This window comes from Pigmentibacter sp. JX0631, assembly GCF_029873255.1.
Lineage (GTDB): Bacteria > Bdellovibrionota_B > Oligoflexia > Silvanigrellales > Silvanigrellaceae > Silvanigrella.
This window is the reverse complement of the sequence record NZ_CP123622.1, coordinates 2,729,565-2,752,303: the sequence shown is the minus strand read 5'-3', so window position 1 is coordinate 2,752,303 and position 22,739 is coordinate 2,729,565. Positions and strand designations below refer to the sequence as shown.

Here is a 22,739-nt window from a genome sequence, read left to right as displayed (position 1 = left end):
AAGCATTTAAAGAGGTTTGATTATGAAATTAAAAGGTAAATCAATTCTAATTACTGGAGCCAATAGAGGAATTGGAAGAGCATTAGTGGAACAAGCCTTAGAATTTGGGGCGCAAAAAATTTATGCAACCGCACGCAACATTGATAAATTAAGTCATTTTAATGCTAAAAACATTGAGAAAGTAGAATTAAATATCAATTCAAAAGAATCAATTGAGCGTTTAGCTTTGAAAATCAAAGATGTTGAAATATTAATTAATAATGCAGGTGTTCTGGGATTTGGCTCGACACTTAACGCAAAAATTGAAGACATTGAAAAAGATTTCCAAACAAATTTCTTTGGAACTTTAAATGTGATTCGTGCTTTTGCCCCAAGTATTACTCAAAATAAAGAAGGTGCAATTGCAAATGTTCTTTCTATTGTAGCATTAGCAAGTATGGAAAGTATAGCCGGTTACAGTGCCTCAAAGGCCGCATTGTGGTCATTAACTCAATCTTTGCGCGCCGAATTAAAATCTACTGGTACAAAAGTATTTGCCATTTTTCCTGGTCCTATAGATACGGACATGGCCAAAGAATTTGCGTTAGATAAAACATCTACGCATGAAGCTGCCATTAACATACTTAAAGGTATAGAAAATGAAAACGAAGATATATTTCCTGATAACATGTCGAAAACGAATGGCAATATTTGGTTAAAAAACCCTAAAGAATTAGAGCATTTATTTTCAGGAGTATGAATGTTTTGCAACAGAATTTATCAATTTTAAAAAGCTTAAAAATATTCCTAATGTTAACAAAGCTAAAAAGATAAGTTGAGTACTTGGCGCAAATGTGTATTGCGCCAAAAAATTTTTAACTAGTAAAGTAGATAAACTAAACAGAAAAAATGCTAAAGCTTGCATTGTAGCTAAAGCTTTTGGCGGAGAATATCTTAAAATAAAAGCTAGACAAAAAGGAAAAATTAAAAAATTATTCAACATATCAAAACCAGAAAAAACACTTGGAATTGAAGGAGAAATAGTTCCTAACTCTCTTAAAAATAAATTATTTAAAACATAAAAAATTAGTATACTAAAAATAACAATAAAGTAATATTTTAGTTTAGATATCAATTTAATCTTAGCAACAAAAAGAATAAGCAAAATGAAAACACAAAGGAATGAAATTAACCAAAAACTTATTTGATTAGGATAAGTAAATATTCTTCCAGAAAGTGAGACAGACACCCCTATTAGTAAACAAAAAAGTAAACTTTGGATCATGATACTATTTGATTGCTTGAATTTAAATCCTGAACAGTAATTTACTTTCACATTTTTTTCTTTGCGATAAACAAAGGCTAAAATAAAAGTATAACAACTCATTAATATGCAAGAAAACAAAAATAAAGGTTTAAACTGTAATAATTCATTTAAAAACTTTGCAGATAAATATGCAGACAAAATTGATGAAATGCTTACAAATATGATATAAAGCACATATGAAAATTCTTGTAACTTATATGATGTTCCTGCATATTTACCTACTAACACAGAAAAAGCTGGTTTAACCAAAGAAGTACCAAGCATTAAAAGAATTAAGCCTAAAACAATCATATAATTAAAAAAGAATTCAGAAATAAATGCAGTAAAGTAACCTAAAATTAAAAAAACTCCACCATACAAAGCTGATTTTAAGTGCCCAAAATATCTATCTATAACAGGGGCTAATATTAATGGAAAAAGAAGAATTCCAAATGAAAAATAGCTAGAAGTTAAAGTTGAAAAATTTTGCGTCAACCCCAATCCGCCATTTTCACTATTAGACATCATATAAGCTGGGATCAAAAAAGAAACAAAATAATAGGCAAAGCGTTCAATACTTTCAGCAAAAATTAAAACTCCAAGAACCTTATATTTTTTTAGGTAATTCATCCCATTGTTCTTTCTACATAAATAACCCCATCAACAGCCTCAATCTTTTGATGAATATCTTTTAACTGATGAATATCAGTAAGCTCTAGCTTTAATAAAATGACAGCTCTTTTTTGTGGGTTAGTAAAACATTCCATCCCAGCAATATTAATATGCGAAGCAGAAACCATCTTAGTAATAGCCGCCAAAATTCCTGGTTTATCGTGTGCTGTAATTCGTACCCGTACATTGTGTGTAGTTGCAGATACAATATTCCAAGAACAATCGACTCTCCGCGCAGGATCGTTTGACAAGGCCCATTGGCAACTTGCAGCATGAACCGTAACCCCACGACTGCGTGAAACAAAACCGACTATAGGTTGTCCGGGCAAGGGTTCGCAACAGCGAGCCATCCGAACCACAATTCCAGTCATACCCTGCACTCTGACTGCATCTTCACCACCAGCTCTGTTTTTACCTTGTCGCTGTTTTATTGCTTCTTGTACCGAACGCATTTCTTGGAGCTCTTGTTGCATCGTTTTAACAGGTTCAGTCGCAATCGGTATAGTCTCTTGAATTTTAGGAAGCTGTAATGAAGTTAATAATTTTTGCACAGCAGGCTTTACATCAATTTTTCCATATCCAATTTGGAGAATAAAATCTTCATATCCCCCTACACTAAATAATCTATTTAATTCTTGAAAGACTCCCATTTTTTGGAGTTTTTCAAAGCTCGAAGAATTTTTAGTTAATTCTTCTTCAAGCAATTCTTGCCCCAATTGCTTTGCCTGGGTTCTTTCTTCGCTTCTAAGCCATGCTCTGATTTTATTTCTAGCTTTTGTAGTAGTAGTAAAGTTTAACCAATCTTTAGTAGCTCGAACTTTGTTTCCAACCAATAATTCAATTACATCACCACTGTGTAAACGTGTACGTAATGTTGCAATTCTACCATTTATTTTTGCTCCAGTTGTTTTAAGACCAAGATCGGTATGAATCGCAAAAGCAAAATCTAGGCAAGTTGCTCCTTTTCGCAATTCAAAGACGTCCCCTTTTGGAGAAAACACATAAACTTCTTCATCAAATAAATCGACTTTCACTGCTTCCAAAAATTCATCTGGATCAGAAAGTTCTTTTTGATGTTTTACAATTTGTTTTAACCACTTAAATTTTTCAAAAGCAGCTGGATTCACTTGCCCAGCAGATGAAGGATCTTTTTTTCTTTCTTTGTAAGCCCAATGTGCGGCGATCCCGTTTTCAGCGATATGATGCATTTGCGCAGTTCTAATTTGAACTTCCAATAATTCACCTTTTGCGGCAACAATTGTCGTATGCAAACTTTGGTATAAGTTTGCTTTTGGCATGGCAATAAAATCTTTAAAACGACCTGGAACTGGGCGGTAAATATTATGAATAATACCTAATGTTTCATAACATTCATTCACTGTATTTACTATTACGCGCAGCGCAAACAAATCATAGATATCTTCAAATTCAATTTGTTTATCAGACATTTTTCGATAGATAGAATAAAAATGTTTAGCTCTTCCATAAACTTTGGCATTAATTTGCGCTTCTTTTAATCGTTGGTCTAAGTGATCTCTAGCCTGCTCTATTATTTTGTCCCGCTCGGTTTTTTTCTGCGCAACTCTTGCAATTAAGCTATAGTAAACCGAAGGTTTTAATTCGCGTAAACATAAATCTTCTAATTCAGCTTTTATTTTATACATCCCCAAGCGTCCAGCAAGAGGGGCATATATTTCTAGAGTTTCTTCAGCAATCCGTTGTCTTTTTTCTAAACTTAAAGCGCGCAGAGTCCGCATATTATGCGTTCTATCCGCAAGTTTAACGATAATCACCCGAATATCTCGAGACATTGCGACTATCATTTTGCGAAAGTTTTCGGCCATTTTTTCTTGCGAAGAACGAAATTGCACTTTTGCCAATTTGGTCAAACCTTCAACCAACGCAGCAACTTGTTCACCAAATTCCTTAGATACCTCTTCAACTGAGACGTGAGTATCTTCGACCACATCATGCAAAACTGCTGCAACTAAAGAAGTTTCGTCCATTTTAAATTCGGATAGAATTTCAGCAACTGCCAACGGGTGGATAATATAGGGTTCACCACTCTTTCGCATTTGCCCAGCATGCAAATTGTGGGCAAATTGAAAAGCTTTGTATAAAATGGGCTCAACTGAAGGTTCCAAATATTGTAAGCATTTCTCTTTTAATGAAAGGTATGCATTTTGCGCTATTTTCTCAGGGTCTTCCAAGGGAGAATCGGTTTCAGGTTTCATCGGCTCAACGTACGGAAGAAATGTTTTATTATTTTCATTTCCCATTCAGGATTAACTCCCTTTGTGTTAAGAATCAAAAGAATATGCAATAATTTGCATAGTAGATTTTGCACAAAGACAAGCTTTTTGTAAAGTTAAGGAGAGTTGTTTGCTAGCAAATTTTATTTTTCATTTTATCTTTGCTGTTTTTTTAGTATGGGGTCTTCTCGCATGGATTATTTTACATAAAAAATTAAATGAGTTAAGAACCTCTCTACTACCAATACTATGCCAAAAAGAAATTGAATTTCCAAAACATAGAAGCATATTCAGAAGAAGTACACTTTATATTTCTGAAGAACTCTCACGAATGACAGGAAAAAAAATAAAATTTCATTATAAAGTAGAGTTACTTGCAAAACTCCCCATAGATATACTTTATCCTTTTGCCCGATTAAATTCCAATGCACCAGAAAGCAATGAAAAAATTTTCTTCTATGCAAATGAATATATCTCTCTCAATGACCTATTATTTAAATTAAAAAACTTATCTCATACTAAAGCTATAAGTTTTATCTTAATGCTAGATACTAATCATTCTTTTATTTGGAAAGTTGAAAATACAAATGTTTAAAAACTTTTATATCTTTTCTCTGTTAATTTTAACAGCTAATGTAGCATCTGCACAATCAGCTAGTAATTCAGACGAATACTACATAAATTTTTGTGAAAAAAATTCGAATCAAGAAAAATTTTTAGCAAACATTGGAAAAGAAATTTTATCCAACGAACAAAAAAGAGTCGAATTCATTTCTGGTTTAGCGAAAAAAAAGTACCCCTCGTGTATTGAAATTCTGACAGAATACATAAAAAAAATAATTTCAGAAAAAGAATACAAACCAAAAGCTGGAGAACAATCTATTTTATCACTAGCTCTAGTAGCCAAAATTCCTGAAGCTACAAAAATGATTGAATTAGAAATTGACAAAGGATATTTGAGTAGCTGGATAGACGTACTTAAAGAAACTAATGAACAGGGTTACATTCTTTCGTTAAAAAGCTGGATAAAAAGAGTTGGAAAAGAAATCCGTGAAAAAGACAATACAAAATTATTAAACGTTTCAGAATATGGAAAAGCTCAATTGGGAAAAGAAATAAAATATCCTGACATGGTTAGAATATGGACTCCAATCTTAATGGGGAGATATTTAACTGAAATGATTTCTAGAAAAGAAAAATTAACCGAAAGTGAATTTAATGATTTAAATATTATTTTTGCAGCTTCGACAACATCTTATCGAGAAACTTTCTTAGATCAAATAATTAAAATTGTCGAGAATAATCCTAAAGTTTGGATCTCTAGTTTTCGCTGTGAAGAACCTTGGGTTGAATTTCGTCTATTTCCAATCATGAAAGCACTTGGAAAAAAAGATGGTTATATAAAAAGAGAAATAATATGGTTAGCAAAATATCATCAGGATCCAAAATTAAGATCCTTAGCAAGTGCAACTTTAGACAGCGTTGTAAGTGAAAAACTAGAAAAGACTGAAAAAACAAAAAATATTCAAAAAAAATAAAATCAAAAGCTAAATATGAATTCCTGCCGAAATAAAATCTAACATTCTTAGCATTCCTACTGCATTACCTTCTTCATCAACTACAGGTAGTAAATTGAAAGGAGGATTTTTTGAACACATTTTCTTATATGCATCAACAGCTAACATGCCTGGCGAAATTACGGTAGGATTTTTATTCATAAATTCATTTGCTTTAAGTTCAAAAACTTGTGCACCAAATTTTTCCATAGCTGTCCGCAGATCTTTTTCAGAAATAAGACCTAAAAACTTTTTTCCTTCAACTACTAAAACAGCAGCTTTTGAAAATTTTGTAAAAATAGAAATTACAGTTTTAAAGCTTTCATCTTTATGCACTAACGGTAAATCTTCTCCCTGGATCATTAAAGTATCTGCTTTTAAAAATATTCTCTTTCCAATTGCCCCACCTGGATGATTTTTAGCATATTCTTCTATGGGAAAATTTCTTAGTTCAACGGTTGCAGCTACTAGTAATTGACAAAGCGCAAGGGATGTTATTGAACTTGTTATAGGTGCTTGACTTAAAGGGCATTTTTCTTCAAAGGGAGGAATGAATAAAACATGTTTAGCAATTTTTGCTAATGGAGAGTCTGCTTTGGATGTAAGAACAAAGATTTTAACTTCCCTATCTTGAAGACCTGGAATTAGCTGCAATAATTCGCTACTTTTCCCATTATTTGAAATTAGAACGACGGTATCTTGTTTTCCAACTACACCTAAATCTCCATGAAATGCTTCAGTTGGATGCACAAAACGCGCCACGATGCCAACACTAACAAGCATTGAAACAGCTAATTGAGCCACTTGTGCTGATTTGCCAACTGCCACAAAAAACACTTGCTTCAATGAAGTATTTAATCTTGAACATGCTACTAATTCATTAGCTAATGTTTGAAATGTTTGATTAAAATCATCGTTTTCTTGGAAAGCTGTTTTATACCAGCTAATTGCTTGAGAAAAATGCTCTGTTCTTTCAATTGCACTTTTAATCATGGGTTCTAACATATCCAGAGACTCTCCAAAGCTTTTAATTATTGTTTAATTACATTTTCTGTAGTTATATTAGGTGGATTTTTATCAAGCAAAATAAAATTATTTTGGTGCATTGCTAACCAAAAATTAGGATCAGGCATAACCCCTACTTCAAACTGGGTTTCAAGGAAAAATTCATTATCTTTCCGCATCGTATCACGCACGTTTAAACAAAATTTTTGTACAGCTTCTTGAGATTCTTCCAATCCAACAACTCTTAAAAAGATAGTTCTTAACCAACCATTTTCTTGAGAAGTATTAGGCGGTAAAATAGCTCCTAATGCAGCTGCTTCAATATTTTCAAAATCAGTTAAAACTTTCAAAGCGTGTTGTTTTTGCAACTCATTAAACGCATCTGGTGGGAAAGCTATTTGCATACCATCGGCAGGTGCTTGATTAGGGTTCGTTTCATTAGAAACATTTACTTGTACAGGACTGCGTTGAGTTTGTGGAACTATTCCCATTGCAAGCTGCTTGTACTCAACCTTATTCAATACGACAAATGGAGCACTACCTGGATTTATAACAATGACTTCAGCTGGACTTGGTTCCAACAGCTTGAAAACATCTTGACCTCTTATTGAAACATATTGACCGCCTTCAGCTCGCCAGCGTCTTGCAGCAGCAGCACTTGTAAATGCAGCTGCAAATTGGATTCCTTGATTATTAGCAAGAATAGCGACATTTACGCTTGGATTTTCAGCAATGGCTGTAGCTTCATTTACTGCAGCACTAGGAGCTCCTGTATCAGCCAACGCTAATAACAGGTCTGAAAAGAGAAGCTCTTGATAGACCTTTGCTCTTGTTTCAGCATTATCATTTCTTGCATTTTCAACCATAGCACCTTCTAAATGTAGAGCCGGTGAAGGTTCATTTTGTTGTGGTTGGGATTCTGAAGGAATACTTTCTTCAGAGCTTTCAATAGTAGATGAATTTTCAGTTTTTTTAGTTGGGTCTTTTTTGCCAAACAGACTTTTGAGTACCATAAAAGTTTCCTTTATCTTCAATCATAAAACATAGCGAAACATGCTACACCAAGCCTACTTTGGCAAGGCATAATATTAACGATAACGTCTCTTTTTAGCTTGTTTCCATAAATCATTCCATTGTTCCAAAGAAATATTTTTTACAGTATTTTCGCTTAAAGGTGTGCCATTTTCTTCCATGATCTTTTCCATTTCCATAAATCTGTTGATAAATTTATCAATTGCACCTCTTGCTAATAAATCAAAATCATAATTCTTTGCTTCAATGTTTGTTTCTTTAAGAAATTGCACTAAGTTACAAAGAGCATATACCACATCTCCTATTTCATCAGCTACTCGCTCGATATTAATTTTATTTTGTGCAAATTCTTCTTTAAGTTCTTCAATTTCTGATAAAACATCTCCAAATATTTCAGGTAATGTATTCCAACTAAAGCCTAATTTTTTTGCTCTTTTTGATATTTCTTGTCCAAAATTTAGAGTAGGTATTCCTTTCTTTTTTATAGCTTTTTTTAGTAATGAAGAGGAATTACTTATTTTTTTTGTTCCGTTTTCATTGTTTTTTATTTCATCCCATTGCTTTATAACATCTGAATAATTTTTAATATTAAGCATTTCACTCGAAGCAAACACATGTGGATGTCTATCGATCATTTTTTTATTGATAGATTTAAAAACATCTAAAATATTAAATAAATTTTCTTCAGAAGCTATTTGTGAATTTAGATATAATTGCAATAAAACATCACCTAATTCATCAGCATAATTTTTTGCATTTTCTAATGTTTTATTTTGCAAATATATTTGAACAGCTTCAATAGCTTCATAAGATTCTTCAATTAAATATGACTGTAAAGAATTTAAATCTTGTTCTTTATCCCAAGGGCATCCCTCTGGGGAACGTAACTGAGCTATTGTGTCGGCAAAACTTAATGTTTCAAGAGCCAAATTGTAACGTTGTGAAAAATTATCTTGGCAATAAAGAACTTTTTTTTGCAAAATTTCATTACTACTTAATTCTTTTTTTTTTCACCAATGATTAGCAATGAGGGTTCATAATTAGGGGGAGTATCAAAACCAGCTAAATGAAGAATAGTTCCAGCAATATTTGCCAATCCTGCATTAGGTAAATCTTCACGTAAAGTTACAGATTTATCTAATATCTCAGTATTAAAAAATGCACATGGTACTGGCGCTAAAGTATGACTTGTTTTTAATTTAGGAAAACCATTTTTTTCATACACAACCTTCTTCGATTTCTTGTCTAATTCAAACATTTCATCAGCATTTCCATGATCAGCAACAATAATCAATATTGTATTTGTTTCTTTAGCAACTTGCATGATTCTTCCTAAGGCAAGATCAACGGCTGCAACTGATAAAACAGCAGAAGCAAAATGACCTGAATGCCCAACCATATCGCCATTCGCAAAATTAATTCGCCCTATTTCGAAAGAATTATTATACATTTGCTTAATAGTTTCATCAGCTATTTCAGCTGATTTCATCCAAGGTCGTTCTTGAAAAGGGATAAGGTCAGAAGGAATTTCAATATAATTTTCTAAACTCGGATTAAATTTTCCACTTCTGTTGCCGTTCCAAAAATAAGTTACATGCCCATATTTTTGTGTTTCACTACAAGCAAATTGTTTTATATTAGCATTACTAAGCAGCTCACTTAAAGTACAATCAATTGCTGGAGGTGATACTAAAAATAATTCTGGTAATTTTAAATCACCATCATACTGCATCATTCCAGCATAAAATATTTTTGGAAATCTTTTTCTCTGGAATGCTGAGAAGTTCTCTTCCGTGAGAGCGCGGGTTATTTCTATTGCACGATCGCCTCTGAAATTATAAAAAACAAAGCTATCATTATCTTCAACTGTTCCAACTGGTTTGCCATTTTCAAAAATGACAAACGGAGGCAAATCTTGATCAAAATAATTTTTTTCTTTTCTTAAAACTTCAACTGCTTCCAAAATAGAAGAAAATTCACGACCTTCTCCTAACACATGCGCTTGGTAACCTCTTTCAACAATACTCCAATCGCTTTCATACCGATCCATCGTGACAAAAGTTCTTCCTCCTCCAGATGCAACTTTGCAATCAAAACTGCCGCTATTTATTTCGGATAAAAAAGTTTGCAATTTGGCAATATACTCAGTTGCAGTTAAAGGCCCTACATCACGCCCATCAAGAAGAAGATGAAGACGGACTTTTTTCACATTTTCTTTTTTTGCTTGCTGAATTAATGCAAAAAGATGTTCTAAATGACTATGTACATTTCCATCAGAAAATAAACCACAAAAATGCAATGTATTTTGTCCTGATTTTAATTCTTGCCTTAATACTAATTTTTTCCATGCATTACCTTGGAACAAAGCACCCGTTTCTATGGCTGCATTTACCAATTTTGCACCTTGCGCAAAAACCCTTCCCGCACCTAAAGCATTATGGCCTACTTCGCTATTTCCCATATCCTCGTCACTTGGTAAACCTACAGCTAAACCATGCGCTTTTATTGTTCGAAATAATGGATGAGAAAAAAGACTTGACAAATTAGGAGTATAAGCCGCATTTACCGCATTTCCAACTTGAAAGGCTTCTGCAGGTAAAATTCCATTTTGCTTCTTCAGTTCAGAAGTTATATTAGCTTGAATGTTTGTTAAACCGACACCATCCATCACGATAGTGAGAATTTTGAGATTAGGAATTGTAGGTGATATGCGTTTTAACTGATACAAATTAGTAGAACTCATTTTGTTTTGCTCCAATATTAGTCTCCGTAAAACAAGTACGAAGTTCTCGGTTAATTTACCGATGCAATGGCGACAGGTCAATTTATGTTTAGAATTTGAGGTCAAAGGTGAAAATAGTTCCTGCTTTTTTAGTTAAATTTTTTTGCACTTTTATTGGAATAATTTTTATGAATTCTGCAGCATATGCGGAATCTACTTATTTTCCTGAAGAATTTAAATCTTCCCAATTTGATCAACAAGTTAAAATAGAAAACGTGATTAAGTTTGAAGTTATAAAAATTGATTTAGGACAACATCCTGCTATTATTTTATCACTTACCACAAAAGATGATTTTAAAATATATCAAGATAAATTAAAATTTTTTCTTAATATCTCTCAACAACTACCTTTTGAGTTAAAATACGAATCTGATAAATTGCCAGAAAGTTATCATGATCCTTTTTTTAAAACTGAGAAAAAAATATTTAAAAATAAAACACAATTTATCATAAAATCAGAAAAACATTTTAATATAAATGACACTTTAGAAATCAATGTTCAGTCATGTTCAAATTCGGTTTGTTTAGTTCCAGCTAAATTACAAATTGACTTAAAAGTTGGTAGTATTTCTACTTTATCCAAAGAAAATTTTTCTTTCAATTCTGGAAACTCAAATTTTTCTCAACCTAGAAATGAAGTTGATTCGCAAATAGCGAAAAATGAAAGTGTAGTCAGTGACAAAATCACTCTTTTAAATGATAATTTAGCCATTAAAATACAAGATGCAATTGGAAAAGGAAGTTGGATATTATTTCCAGCTTTATTACTTGCTGGACTTCTGATGAATTTAACACCTTGCGTTTATCCGATGATTCCAATTACTTTAAATGTTATGTCACAATTTTCTGGAATAAACGCCAAGAGAAAAAAAGGTTTACTACCGCTTTATTATGTCTTAGGGATGATTTTAACCTATTCATTACTTGGAGTTTTTGCAGCATTATCGGGAAGTATTTTTGGATCTCAATTAGCAAATCCCATCTTTAATTTGATCATTGCAGGAATTATGTTCTTGCTTGGTTTGTCTATGCTTGGAGTATTTAATTTAAGTAGCTTGCAATCTTTTGGAAATAAAATTCCGCTCGCACAAAATTATCCTAAGATAGCTGTTTTAACAATGGGATCTGTTTCTGGTTTAATCTCTGCACCTTGTACAGGCCCTGTTCTGAGCACAATACTTATTTTAATTGCACAAAATAAAAATCCTATTGTAGGTTTTACATATATGTTTTTCTTTGCCTTAGGCTTTGGCCTACCCTACATAGCTCTGGGATACTTTGGGCAGGGTCTCACTAAAGTTCCTAAGTTCCCCCGCCTAGTTAATTTTATAAAAATATTTTTTGCCGCTCTAATGTTTGCATTAGCTTTATATTACTTAAGAATTTACCTCCAAAAAATTTCTTATGTACAGGATATCTATTTAAAACCAAAGTTTTTAACAGTTTTTATATTACTACTTAGCGCCTCTATCTTTACTGTATTCACAATAAAAAACAATTTAATTGGATTTCTTTCAAAATGTGGCCTTATCTTAACAACTTGTTTTTTAGCTCTTTGGGTTACTTTATATACTACAAATAGTTTTTATCTAAAGAGATCTGAAATTAATATCTCGACAAAATTAACAAATAATAAATTAAATTGGTTAAATGACTACCAAAGGGCAGTTGAAATTGCAAAAACCGAAAATAAACCTATCTTAATTGATATTTGGGCAGATTGGTGCACAGCTTGTTTAGAAATGGAAGAAACTTCTTGGCAAGATCCAAAGCTCATTGAATTTCTCCACCAAAATTTTATTGTTGTAAAACTTGATTACACAAATTTACCAGATGATATTCAAATTCTTGTAAATAGATGGCAAATAAATGGTTTGCCAGCAATTGCATATTTTAAAGCGAGTAGCGATTTCGATGCAAAACCAACTATCTTATTACAAGGTTACGCTTCTGCAGGAAAACTAATGAATACTGCTATGAATCTTATCAACTGAAACTCTGAGGAGCTATATCTATGTCACAGTCCCTGTTTTCTTGGTTCCAATTATCTCTGGCAGTTCTGGGGGTTCTTGGCTTATTTTTAGTTTTTTTTGGTATTTTAGCATTAATAAGTTTACGAAAGAAAAAACTTGCGCAAGGAATTAAAATTGAAATAAAAAAATTGAATGAAACTTATAAAGAAAACAAAGAAAAAATACTAAAAGAAATTATGGAAGAAACAGAATATAAAACTTACTTAAAAAAAGAAAAACTTTTTTTAAAAGAAAAAAATCAAGCAAAGAAAAAAGAAAAAGAAGAGCAAAAAGATTTACCACTACCAAAAAAAGTTTATGTATTAGATTTTAACGGTGATGTCGCTGCTAGCTCTGTCACAACATTTCGCGAGCAAATTACCGCTCTTTTGCAAACTGCACTTCCCAAAGATGAAATAGTGATTCGTTTAGAGAGCCCAGGGGGAATGGTGCATGCTTATGGTTTAGCATCTTCACAACTGGCGAGAATTAAAGAAAGAAACATTCCTTTAACCATTTGTGTAGATAAAGTAGCAGCGAGTGGTGGTTACATGATGGCATGTTTAGCAAATAAAATTATTGCAGCACCTTTTGCCATTTTAGGTTCTATTGGTGTAATTGCCTCGTTACCAAATTTAAATAAACTTCTACACAAAAATAATATTGAATATTTAGAAATGACTGCCGGCGAGTATAAAAGAACACTTACACCATTTGGCGAAGTAACTGAAAAGAAAAAAGCTAAATTTCAAGAACAAATAGAAGAAGTGCATGAACTTTTTAAAGATCATGTCAGTAAATATAGAAACTCTGTAGACATCGCTAAAGTAGCAACAGGTGAATATTGGTTTGGGGTAAAAGCAATTGAATTAAATTTAGTCGATGAATTAAAAACAAGTGATGATTATCTTCTAAATTTAAGTAAAGACTATGATATTTATCATATTTTTACTCCTAAAAAAGAGTCTTTTAAAGATAAATTAGCAGGAACAGCACAAAGTTTATTGCAAACTTTTTTGACAAAAAATGTTGAAAAAGAAGAAAACAAATATCCTTTATTAATGTAATCCAATTGATAGGAAAATACCTAAATGGAAACAACATTAATGGAAAAAGAAACAAACGAAACGCTTAGTATCATTAATAATTTGATACTTAACTCAGACGTTCTTTTTCTTCCAATAATAACTGCATTAAGAAATGTAGAAATTCATTTTATTGCTACTATAGCAAGAGGTAGTTCTGATCACGCAGCAACATTTGCAAAATATGTTTTTGAAACGCAATTGGAAATAGCAACTGCATCTATAGCACCATCAATCCACACAATATATCAAAAAAATATAAATTATAAAAATTCTTTAGTGCTTGGAATTTCGCAATCTGGAAAAAGCTTTGATTTAGTTGAATCAATGAAATATGCAAAGCAAAATGGAGCAGTTACTGTTTCGTTTATTAATGAAAACAATTCACCTCTTGCAGATCAAAGTAAATTTAATATTCCATTACTGGCAGGAAAAGAATATTCTGTTGCTGCTACTAAAAGTTTTATTGCTAGCTTAGTTAGAATTATTCAATTAGCATATTATTTAAATCCCCAAAATAGTATAAATATTGATTGCTTTAAAGTTATAAGTCAAAGATTAAATGAATTTGCTAATGATAAAGATGAATTTCCAATTGAAACTTTTAAAAATGCAAAAAATTTTCTTGTATTAGGAAGAGGTTATACTTTTCCTATTGCAATGGAAGCCGCTCTAAAATTAAAAGAAACAAGCGGTATTCATGCCGAAGCTTTTAGTGGTGCAGAGGTAATGCATGGTCCTTTTGAATTAATAAATAAAAGTTTTCCAGTAATAGTTTTTTTAAATAAAGATGAAACTTTACCGAATATGCTTTTATTAATTGAAAATTTCCTTAAAAAAGAAGCTAATATTTTTATAATAGGCACAAATGAAATTTTAAAAGAAAATAAAACTTTATTTTTAAATCTTCCAGTCATTAGTATAGGAAATTCGATTCATCCTATAGCAAATAGTATTTTATTTATTCATAAGTTTTATAAATTTTCCGCATTATTTGCAAAAAGCCTAGGAAGAAATCCAGATACACCAAAAAACTTAAATAAAGTAACTAGTACTTTATAATTATTGAAGCAATAAAGTTCCAATTAAATAAAGAATACTTGCCTCTTTTTGATTTTGAATGCCATTATTATTTGTGTAAATTTCATAATTAGCTTTTGTATATAAGTAATCTATTTCTAAAGAAAATGCTTCTTGTTTATATCCAAATCCTGCATTTATGATATCATTATTCAAAGATTGATTAGAAAAACTTGTTACTCCTGTCGAGGCTCCGCCTCCAGAAACTAAAAGACCAGATATTTTTTGATAAGCTAAAGTAAGGAAAATTGAATCTTCTTTCTCAAGAAAATCGCTTAAATTGAAAAATTTACTATTCAAAATAAAACTTAACCCAGAAGTATTTATCGTTTGAGAATCATCATTAGTAGAATTTGAATAATTGACTTGATTCGTTGCTGACTTAATACCTGATTTACTTTGTCCTAAATAAACAGATTGAAACCAAATACCACCTGAAATTATCCCAGATTTATAATTATATGAAACTGAGGATTCAAAATCAGAAACATCTCGTGCAGTATAATTTGTATCTCCTGAAACTTTAGTGACTGCTGATTGTTGTGAACCATATAAAGCTCTTAATTCAAGAACACCATCAGAGATTGAAAAATCACTTCCTAAACTGCCTATAAATGCTCTGGATTGTGTATTCGGAGAAGAACCAAAGGTTGTGTCAGCATTATTCACAATTTGGGGAATAAAAAACCAGTTTCCTCCTGTTCTTATTTGAGCAACTTGAATTGAATTTACAAACCCAAATTCACTACTAAATTTCCAAGTATCATAATCACCAGAAAATTTTAGAAAGATACCATCTGAACCAACTAAACTAGAATGCAAAGTTAAATTTGTAGCTATTACATAATCAAGCGCATCGGGGGTATATAAAACAGGTCCTGTTACTCTATATCTTCCAATTATAAATGATAATGAATTATTCTGAAAATTAATCCCACTCACTCCAACAAAGGCTCTTCTTATTGACAATAAATTTTGTGAGCCATTTGTTGTTGATGGGCTTGTATTTATTTGACTTGAATAAGGATCGGCAGGCAAGCCGACTTGACAATTAAAAGCACCAAAAATATTTTTAGCCTTATATAGTATACCTAGTCCTAAAGAATTTATTGTATCTGACTGATTATTTCTATAACTATCATAAATACTATAGCGAGATTGAATGCGGATAAATGGTTTTAAAACTTGCTGCTCAGTATTTGCTTTAGCAGCTCCATTTAAGGCAAGAGTCATTAGGAAAAAGAAGAAAGTTTTTTTCAGCATTTTCATATCTTTTTCTATTAAAACAGTTAAAAAAATAGATGCTAATTTAAATCAGCACCTATTTTCGAAATGTATAAAAAAATCTTATTATAGAGAAATTGTACCAACTAGATACACGATACTTGCAGTTTTTTCTTTTGCAACTCCATCATTGTTAGTATAAATTTCATAATTTGCACTTGACATTGCATAGTTCAACTCAAGATTGAATACCCCTTGATTGTATCCAACTCCAACGTTGTATTGACTAATTTGGAGTGATTGATTTGTAAATGCAGTCACACCATTAGAACCACCACCAGTTGCTTCTTGTCCGTTTACATTTTGATAACCTATTCCATAAGTAAAGGCATCTCCATCAGCCAACAAGCCTGTAATTCCAAATAATTTAGAATTTCCTGTCACACCTACACCAATGGTTGATATATTTTGAGAGTCTTGATCTGCAGTTGGTGAAGTAACAGTTGTATAAGCTGGAACATTATTAACGCCGACGATAGTACCAGTTTGCGCTTTCGCTAAAGTAACAGCTTGGTACCACACACCGCCCTTAATTTGACCTTTCATGTAGTTGTAACCAGCAGACGCTTCTAGGTTAGTTACATCTTGATTTGTATAAGTACTTGCACTTACTGATGTTACAGCACCATTTTGCATACCGTAGCCAAATCTTGCTTCAACAGTTCCATCACCAACATCGATGTCACCAGTTAACACACCTTGCATACCACGGGATTGAGTTTTTGGTGCTGCACTGAATGAGTTGTCACTTGACACTATAGAAGTGTTACCAAACCAAGAAGAACCAGTTGAATATTTTGCTACCGCAATATTATTTACAACACCAAATTCTGCACCAACCTTACCAAAATCAAATTTACCTGCATATTTAGCAATGAGTCCATCAGAACTTGTGGAGCTGGAAACGTTGTCTAAGTTAGTAGCTAATATTTGAGTAATTGCATCAGGTGCATACACTTGGGAAGCAACGAAACGATAACGTCCCATAATTAAGGAAACGGTCGCAGGTTCCATATTAACAAGCTCTAATCCAATGAAAGCTCTTCTTACTTGGAATAAATTTTGGGAACCATTTGTTGTAGATGTTGTACTGCTACCAGTTGTCGTAGATGATTTACTCGCTTGAGTATAGGTATCAGATGGGGAGCCCGCTTGTACTTCTAATACGCCCATAACATTTTTATAACGATAATTTAAACCAAAACGAGCAGTATTAGTTATTAAGTCGCTTTGATTGTTACGATAGGAATCGTACAAGCTATAACGGCTTTGTAACTTTAATCTAGGAGAGAAATTAGAAAAATCAGTCGGGGATTGCGCATTTGCACAAAACGGAGCAGAAACTAAAGCAAGAAGTGACGTAGTCTTAAGTAGACGGTTCATGTAGAGCCTCCAATAAAGTAACAATAAAAACTGTTGACAATATTACCTATAGCTAACGAAACAGACTTTAATTAAATACCATTACATCATATTTGAGGAATCCGAATTGTGCAAGCGAGCTAAAGAAATAAATTAAAGATTTGTTGTACTTGCACCAAAATCGCGGCCTTGTTGGTGTGAAAAACTTGACTCACGTGCAAGATAAATTTGACGATTAACTACATTTAATGTGTAGACAAGCAATACTGCCTTAAAACTTTGCCATGTTTGAACATCAAGTTGTATAAGCAAATCATCATCAAAATACATTTCTGTATTTGTTAGAATGGTTTCAATTGCGGAAAAAACTTGTTCAAAAGAACTAGCAGTAGCAAGATCAACCAAATCATCTTTACTACGGATAGAGCTAGCTAACCGAATTGCATTTATGCGAATTAATTCTACAGACTCACTATTTAAAATCATAAAAAAAAACCTCCTTATCAAACTCATTTATATCTTAGCTAGGAGAAGCAAGAGGAGCAAGAAGAGTATCAGTTTTTTTTTCTGATAAAATGTAACTACACAAATTATTTTGACGTTTTAAAAATTGAGATGGCTGTAACTGTAAAAAGAAAAAAAGCAAAAAATAAAATGGTGAGATAAATATATGCTCGACTAGGAATCACCCCATAAATTTCAAAACTTGGAAAATCAGCGGATTTATCTCCAACTCGTACTAGCTGGCGCGATAATTGGTTAGGATCTTTTAATTTTGAATTTGATAAATCTAAAGGATCTGGCCCTAAAATAGATCGAAATTGTGTACTGATGTTTTCTAATCTAGGTGGCCAAACATTTGGTGTACGAAAAAAATTTGACAGTAAATTCCGCAAAGCAGCATTATGCTCGGGCATCATTATAATAGTAACTCCAGGTAACGTCTGTAAATTAGCAGCTTGCCACTTAGCAATCCCTTGCGAAGCAGGTAATGAAAATTCAGCACTGATCTGATTGACTCCTTCACTTAATTCTAAATTCAATACAGGACTTTCCTGACCACCATTTTTTTCCAAAGTAGCATTTTGCGCGCCTAATATTTTTAGATCAGTAAATCCTTGTGGAAAAGGTAACAATAATTGAGTTCCCTTTGCATGAAAAGTATTTGTAAACATTCCTACATAATAAACTTTTACTTCACCCATTGCTGGCATTAAAATATATTGATTTACTGCAGGAAGCCAATATCCGGATTTATCTAAAATAGTTGGTGGTGGAATAACCACATCAGTGGGTATATTTTCATTTTTTTGATCTCCTAAAGCAAACGCACTAGACGATAAAAAATTAAATACTATAAAAAGTACTCCCAATAAAATAACTAGAGAATACAAAAAGTCTTTTTTTATATTGCCTTCTTCCTGATTGTTAACAGGATTTTTAACCTCAGTTGGGAATTTAGGCAACTCTTCATCTTCAAGTTTTGCACAGATCGCCAAAAGACTTTGATAAATTTCTGCTTCACTGAGCAATTCAATATCTTTTAATTCTGATCTTCCATACACTAATTTTTGGAAAAGCGCATTCCTTAGAATTAGTATATTATTTAATTCATTTTCCGTTTGAAATGTAAAGTTTCGTTTTAGGATGTTAGTATTTCCATAATTACTAAGCAAAGGGTATATTATAAAAAATATTAAAGGAATTGCTAATGCAATACAGATTATTAAATTTATTAACATTTTCCAATTTCTTCCTTTTTTATTTTCACAAACTCTTTTAATTCTAATAGTAATTTATCATTTTCTATTTTCATGTTCTTTCTTGCTCTTTTTAAACAAAAAATAATTAGCATAGGTCCTAATATAATACCCAAAATTGGTATTAGCCAAATAAGGAAACCTAAAGACGATTTCGCATCTGGTTCGCGCAAAATCCATGGCCCATATGCTTTTTTAAAGTAATTTACTATCTGTTCTTTATCTTTTCCTTCAGATAATTGTTTTTCAATTTCTGTTCGCATAGCAACACTTTGCAAAGTATCACTTTCAAGGACACTCATTCCAATACATGTTGGACATCTAAGTTCCTGAGCGACATCTACAAGTTTAGGATCTAATTGTTGTGCAGGTATTAACTTTATATTCGTTTGAGGTTGACTAGAATTTGATTGTGCATATACCGTTCCTGATAACCCAAAAGAAAAGAGAGAAATAATAAAAATTATTAATAAGCTAGAACTTATTTTTGCTGAAGAACTTCTAGAGGTATTTGCAATTATCATTGACAAATAGTCATCAATATTTGTATCTTTAATTTTCCCATTTTCATCAATTTCTAAAGATCTTTTTCTAATTTTATGTGAAACAGCAATTGCAGCTCCAAGTATCATAATCAATAAACTTGTCCAAACTAATTTAACAGTAGGATTCCAATTCATTTTTAAAGAAACTGATTGAGTATTGATATCAAAAGATGCTAAAACAATATAAAGATCATGCCATATTGTTGAATGAATACCAATTTCATTAAACCATTGTTCATTATTCGTAAATTTACTGCGCATTGGCAAAATAAAAACTTCTTCTTTTGAGTCTTGTTTGATAGCTTTTATTTTACTTATTACATATTGAGCATTATATTCGCGATTGTATCCTAATCCTTCATTTTTTATTATATAACCATTAAATTCTGTTGATTCATGCAGTTTTAAATTAACCTCGGCAGATAACCCTCGGTAGTTACCTAAAAAACCGGCAACTGCACACAAAAAACCTAGATGGATAATGATTGAACCTAAATAAGGTCTATTATAAATTAAAAAAAGTTTGGTATTCCATCTTAATGCTTTTAATTTATAGATTAAATCCATAATTAATACCAAAGATGTCCAGATTATAATTTGAAATGCAAGCGTATTTTTGAGATCTAAATAATGTTGTTTTTTAATAAAGTAAGTTAAAATACCTGCCAAAATAAAAGGTAACAATAGACAATAAATTGGATTTGGAATTTTCCCATTTTTCCAACGTAATAAATTCCCAACTCCTAAGAGTAAAACTAATCCAAATCCTATCCAAGGAGCAAAAGCATTGAAAAATGGTTGCTGAATAGATATTTTAATACCGCGAGTGGCTTCAACTACTAAAGGCAATATTGTACCAATAAAAACTAAAGCTAAGAGAAAAAGAAAAAAGAAAATAGTAAAAAGCAAAGCGCTTTCTTTAGAAACTCGCCAATCGTTTGCTTTAGCAGCTCCAGGTAATAAATAGCCTCTCAATAAAACTAATCCTGCCGCTAATGTTAATAAAAACACAACCCAAATTAGATAAGCTGGGCCTATTTCACTTTCAGCAAAAGAATGGACACTGCTTATTACACCTGAACGGGTAATAAATGTACCGAGAAAAGTTAACGCAAATGCCAACATATTTAAAAAAAGCAATAATCTTGGCAATCTGCCTGTCTTATCGGTAACAAGAAGTGTGTGCAAAGCGGCAGTTAGCGCTAGCCAAGGCATAAAAGAACTATTTTCTACAGGGTCCCAACCCCAATATCCGCCCCAACCTAATTCTACGTAAGCCCACTTTCCTCCCAAAAAAATAGCGATGGTCAAAACCGCCCAACTATATAGGCTCCAGGTTCTGACTGTTGAAATCCATTGGTTTGAAAACTTCCCATAAATTAATGCAGCAAAAGAATACGCAAAAGGAACTATCAGTAAGCAATATCCAGTAAAAAGCATTGGCGGATGAATTGCCATATAGGGGTTTTGAAGAAGAGCATTCATGCCTTCGCCAAATTTTCCAGCTGGAAATAATCTTTCTAAGGGAGCTGAATAAGTAATGTTTAAAAATAACATAAAAAATAAGGCACAACCATAAGCAAGACATAATGCAGGATAGTAAGATGCATTTTCTTTTTTTACAGTTACTAAGGATAACGTAACAACAGCGCTCATTAAAAGAGTCCAAAGCAAATGGCTACCTTCGAGAGCACTCCAAAATGCAGTAAATAAATATAAAGGAGGCATATCTATCGAAGAATGTCTATAAACATATTTTACAGAGAAATCATGAAAAAATATTGCATTCCATAAAACTAAGGAAGAAAATAGAACACAAAAAAATACACAAATTAATGCATTTCTTGCGCTTGCTATAACGGCAACTTTTGGTTTAAATAATGCATACCCCCCCATTATTAATCCATAAATAGAAAATAAAAAGGCAAGACAAAACGAAAAATACCCGACTTCAATCATAAAAAATCACCACTTTACTTGAGGAGGCAATGAGCAAAAAATGGCTTCATAATTGCCTCCAGACATAAGTCCAAATTTTGTTCCTCGATCATAAACCAAGTTAAATTCAGCATACCTTCCTCGCCAATAGTGGTGCTTCTCAATAAGATCTTGATCATAAGGAGTATCTAATCTTTTTCCTAAAATTTCAGCATACGCCCTAGCTGAATATTGACCTACATCTAGAAGTAATGAGAAATCTTTTGGACTAGATATTTTTAAGTAATCAAAAAATATTCCTCCAACACCACGCTCTTCTTTTCTATGGGGGATGAAAAAATAATCTTGAGCCCAATTTTTAAATTTTTGATAATCTGCGATTTGTTTATTTTGCTCACACACATCTGACATAGCTGAATGAAATAAATTGGTATCCTCTTTAAAAGGTAACATTGGTGTTAAATCTGCACCACCACCTATCCAAGTTACAGGATTTTCTTTGTCAAAGACCTTTAGACACCTAATATTCATATGCATAATGGGTGCAAATGGATTTCTAGGATGCGAGATAAGCGAAACTCCCGCTGCAGCAAAAGGTTTGTTTGCATATTCTGATTCGGTTGATGGGTAATTCTCTCCCCAGACACAACTTAAATTTACAGCAGACTTTTCAAGATGATTCGCTCGAATTACCGTCATCACTCCGCCACCATTCAAGTTCCTACTTGGATTATGCTGACGAGCATCCCACGACTTGACTGAACAAAGTTCTTCACCTTCTAAGGTATTAAAGGCTAGTTTATTTAGATTTCGGATATAAAGTAATAAATGAATAAATTCATGCGGAAAAAAAACTGTTTCACTATTTTCTGGAGGGATAAACTCCCAAATAGGATCTGCTTTTTTTGGATCAGATAGAGAATGCGAGAAAAGCTTATCTAGTTGAAGAATTGGATTTTTTTCTAAAAACTCTTTCCCACGAAGCAAGGCACTCATTTGTAAATTCTCCTTCATATAGATTCCTAACCGAATCCAACAAAGAGATACACCTGATGTCTACTCAATTGCAATTGCTTGGGGAATATTCAG

General features: G+C 32.4%; 18 protein-coding genes. 6 read left to right on the top strand and 12 right to left on the bottom strand.

Features of this window, described 5'->3' with window-relative positions:
- Positions 1–22 precede the first annotated feature (22 nt).
- Complete coding sequence (locus tag QEJ31_RS11935; protein WP_280590416.1) at positions 23–739, top strand: SDR family oxidoreductase; 717 nt, start codon at positions 23–25, stop codon at positions 737–739.
- Here QEJ31_RS11935 and QEJ31_RS11930 read toward each other — a convergent pair.
- Positions 728–1,915: an MFS transporter gene (locus QEJ31_RS11930; RefSeq protein WP_280590414.1), complete on the bottom strand. Its 1,188-nt coding sequence runs from the start codon at positions 1,913–1,915 to the stop codon at positions 728–730. The two genes, QEJ31_RS11935 and QEJ31_RS11930, sit on opposite strands and share 12 nt — an antisense overlap.
- Entirely contained in the window at positions 1,912–4,236 is a 2,325-nt protein-coding gene (locus tag QEJ31_RS11925; protein WP_280590412.1) for a bifunctional (p)ppGpp synthetase/guanosine-3',5'-bis(diphosphate) 3'-pyrophosphohydrolase, read from the bottom strand. Before QEJ31_RS11925 ends, QEJ31_RS11930 begins: the two co-directional genes overlap by 4 nt.
- A 103-nt stretch (positions 4,237–4,339) precedes the next feature.
- On the opposite strand from QEJ31_RS11925, the gene QEJ31_RS11920 reads away from it, so the two are divergent.
- Positions 4,340–4,804, top strand: a complete 465-nt coding sequence (locus QEJ31_RS11920) for a hypothetical protein (protein WP_280590410.1) — start codon at positions 4,340–4,342, stop codon at positions 4,802–4,804.
- A complete protein-coding gene (locus QEJ31_RS11915) occupies positions 4,797–5,747 on the top strand; it encodes a hypothetical protein (protein WP_280590408.1) in 951 nt (316 codons plus the stop codon). Before QEJ31_RS11920 ends, QEJ31_RS11915 begins: the two co-directional genes overlap by 8 nt.
- A gap of 9 nt (positions 5,748–5,756) precedes the next feature.
- Here the strand turns inward: QEJ31_RS11915 and QEJ31_RS11910 are convergent, their stop codons facing one another.
- The 4 genes from QEJ31_RS11910 to gpmI form a co-directional block, all read right to left on the bottom strand.
- Positions 5,757–6,770, bottom strand: coding sequence for a KpsF/GutQ family sugar-phosphate isomerase (locus QEJ31_RS11910; RefSeq protein ID WP_280590406.1), 1,014 nt, complete (start codon positions 6,768–6,770; stop codon positions 5,757–5,759).
- Positions 6,771–6,796: 26 nt separating this feature from the next.
- On the bottom strand, positions 6,797–7,783 hold the full coding sequence (locus QEJ31_RS11905; protein ID WP_280590404.1) for an SseB family protein: 987 nt from the start codon (positions 7,781–7,783) through the stop codon (positions 6,797–6,799).
- Positions 7,784–7,858: 75 nt separating this feature from the next.
- Positions 7,859–8,782 (bottom strand): MazG family protein, encoded by a 924-nt coding sequence (locus tag QEJ31_RS11900; RefSeq protein WP_280590402.1) that lies wholly within the window; start codon positions 8,780–8,782, stop codon positions 7,859–7,861.
- A gap of 14 nt (positions 8,783–8,796) precedes the next feature.
- Positions 8,797–10,545 (bottom strand): 2,3-bisphosphoglycerate-independent phosphoglycerate mutase, encoded by a 1,749-nt coding sequence (gene gpmI / locus QEJ31_RS11895; protein ID WP_280590400.1) that lies wholly within the window; start codon positions 10,543–10,545, stop codon positions 8,797–8,799.
- Positions 10,546–10,712: 167 nt separating this feature from the next.
- On the opposite strand from gpmI, the gene QEJ31_RS11890 reads away from it, so the two are divergent.
- Genes QEJ31_RS11890 through QEJ31_RS11880 form a run of 3 tightly spaced genes read left to right on the top strand, consistent with a single transcriptional unit; the run spans position 10,713 to position 14,743 of the window.
- On the top strand, positions 10,713–12,578 hold the full coding sequence (locus QEJ31_RS11890) for a cytochrome c biogenesis protein CcdA (RefSeq protein ID WP_280590399.1): 1,866 nt from the start codon (positions 10,713–10,715) through the stop codon (positions 12,576–12,578).
- 20 nt (positions 12,579–12,598) lie between these two features.
- Entirely contained in the window at positions 12,599–13,663 is a 1,065-nt protein-coding gene (gene sohB / locus QEJ31_RS11885; protein WP_280590398.1) for a protease SohB, read from the top strand.
- Between the two features lie 24 nt (positions 13,664–13,687).
- The gene (locus tag QEJ31_RS11880) at positions 13,688–14,743 is read left to right on the top strand and encodes an SIS domain-containing protein (protein ID WP_280590396.1); all 1,056 of its coding nucleotides are present in this window, start codon (positions 13,688–13,690) and stop codon (positions 14,741–14,743) included.
- Here the strand turns inward: QEJ31_RS11880 and QEJ31_RS11875 are convergent, their stop codons facing one another.
- From QEJ31_RS11875 to QEJ31_RS11850, 6 genes are all read right to left on the bottom strand, one after another.
- Positions 14,744–16,024 carry a hypothetical protein gene (locus QEJ31_RS11875; RefSeq protein ID WP_280590394.1) on the bottom strand — a complete coding sequence of 427 codons (1,281 nt, stop codon included), beginning with the start codon at positions 16,022–16,024 and terminating at the stop codon, positions 14,744–14,746.
- 87 nt (positions 16,025–16,111) lie between these two features.
- The gene (locus tag QEJ31_RS11870; protein WP_280590393.1) at positions 16,112–17,428 is read right to left on the bottom strand and encodes a hypothetical protein; all 1,317 of its coding nucleotides are present in this window, start codon (positions 17,426–17,428) and stop codon (positions 16,112–16,114) included.
- 132 nt (positions 17,429–17,560) lie between these two features.
- A complete protein-coding gene (locus QEJ31_RS11865) occupies positions 17,561–17,920 on the bottom strand; it encodes a hypothetical protein (RefSeq protein ID WP_280590391.1) in 360 nt (119 codons plus the stop codon).
- 77 nt (positions 17,921–17,997) lie between these two features.
- Entirely contained in the window at positions 17,998–19,149 is a 1,152-nt protein-coding gene (locus QEJ31_RS11860; protein WP_280590390.1) for a hypothetical protein, read from the bottom strand.
- The gene (locus QEJ31_RS11855; protein ID WP_280590388.1) at positions 19,143–21,671 is read right to left on the bottom strand and encodes a cytochrome c-type biogenesis CcmF C-terminal domain-containing protein; all 2,529 of its coding nucleotides are present in this window, start codon (positions 21,669–21,671) and stop codon (positions 19,143–19,145) included. The genes QEJ31_RS11860 and QEJ31_RS11855 overlap by 7 nt, the downstream gene beginning before the upstream one ends.
- A 6-nt stretch (positions 21,672–21,677) precedes the next feature.
- Positions 21,678–22,664: a coproporphyrinogen III oxidase gene (locus QEJ31_RS11850; RefSeq protein WP_280590387.1), complete on the bottom strand. Its 987-nt coding sequence runs from the start codon at positions 22,662–22,664 to the stop codon at positions 21,678–21,680.
- Positions 22,665–22,739: the final 75 nt, after the last annotated feature.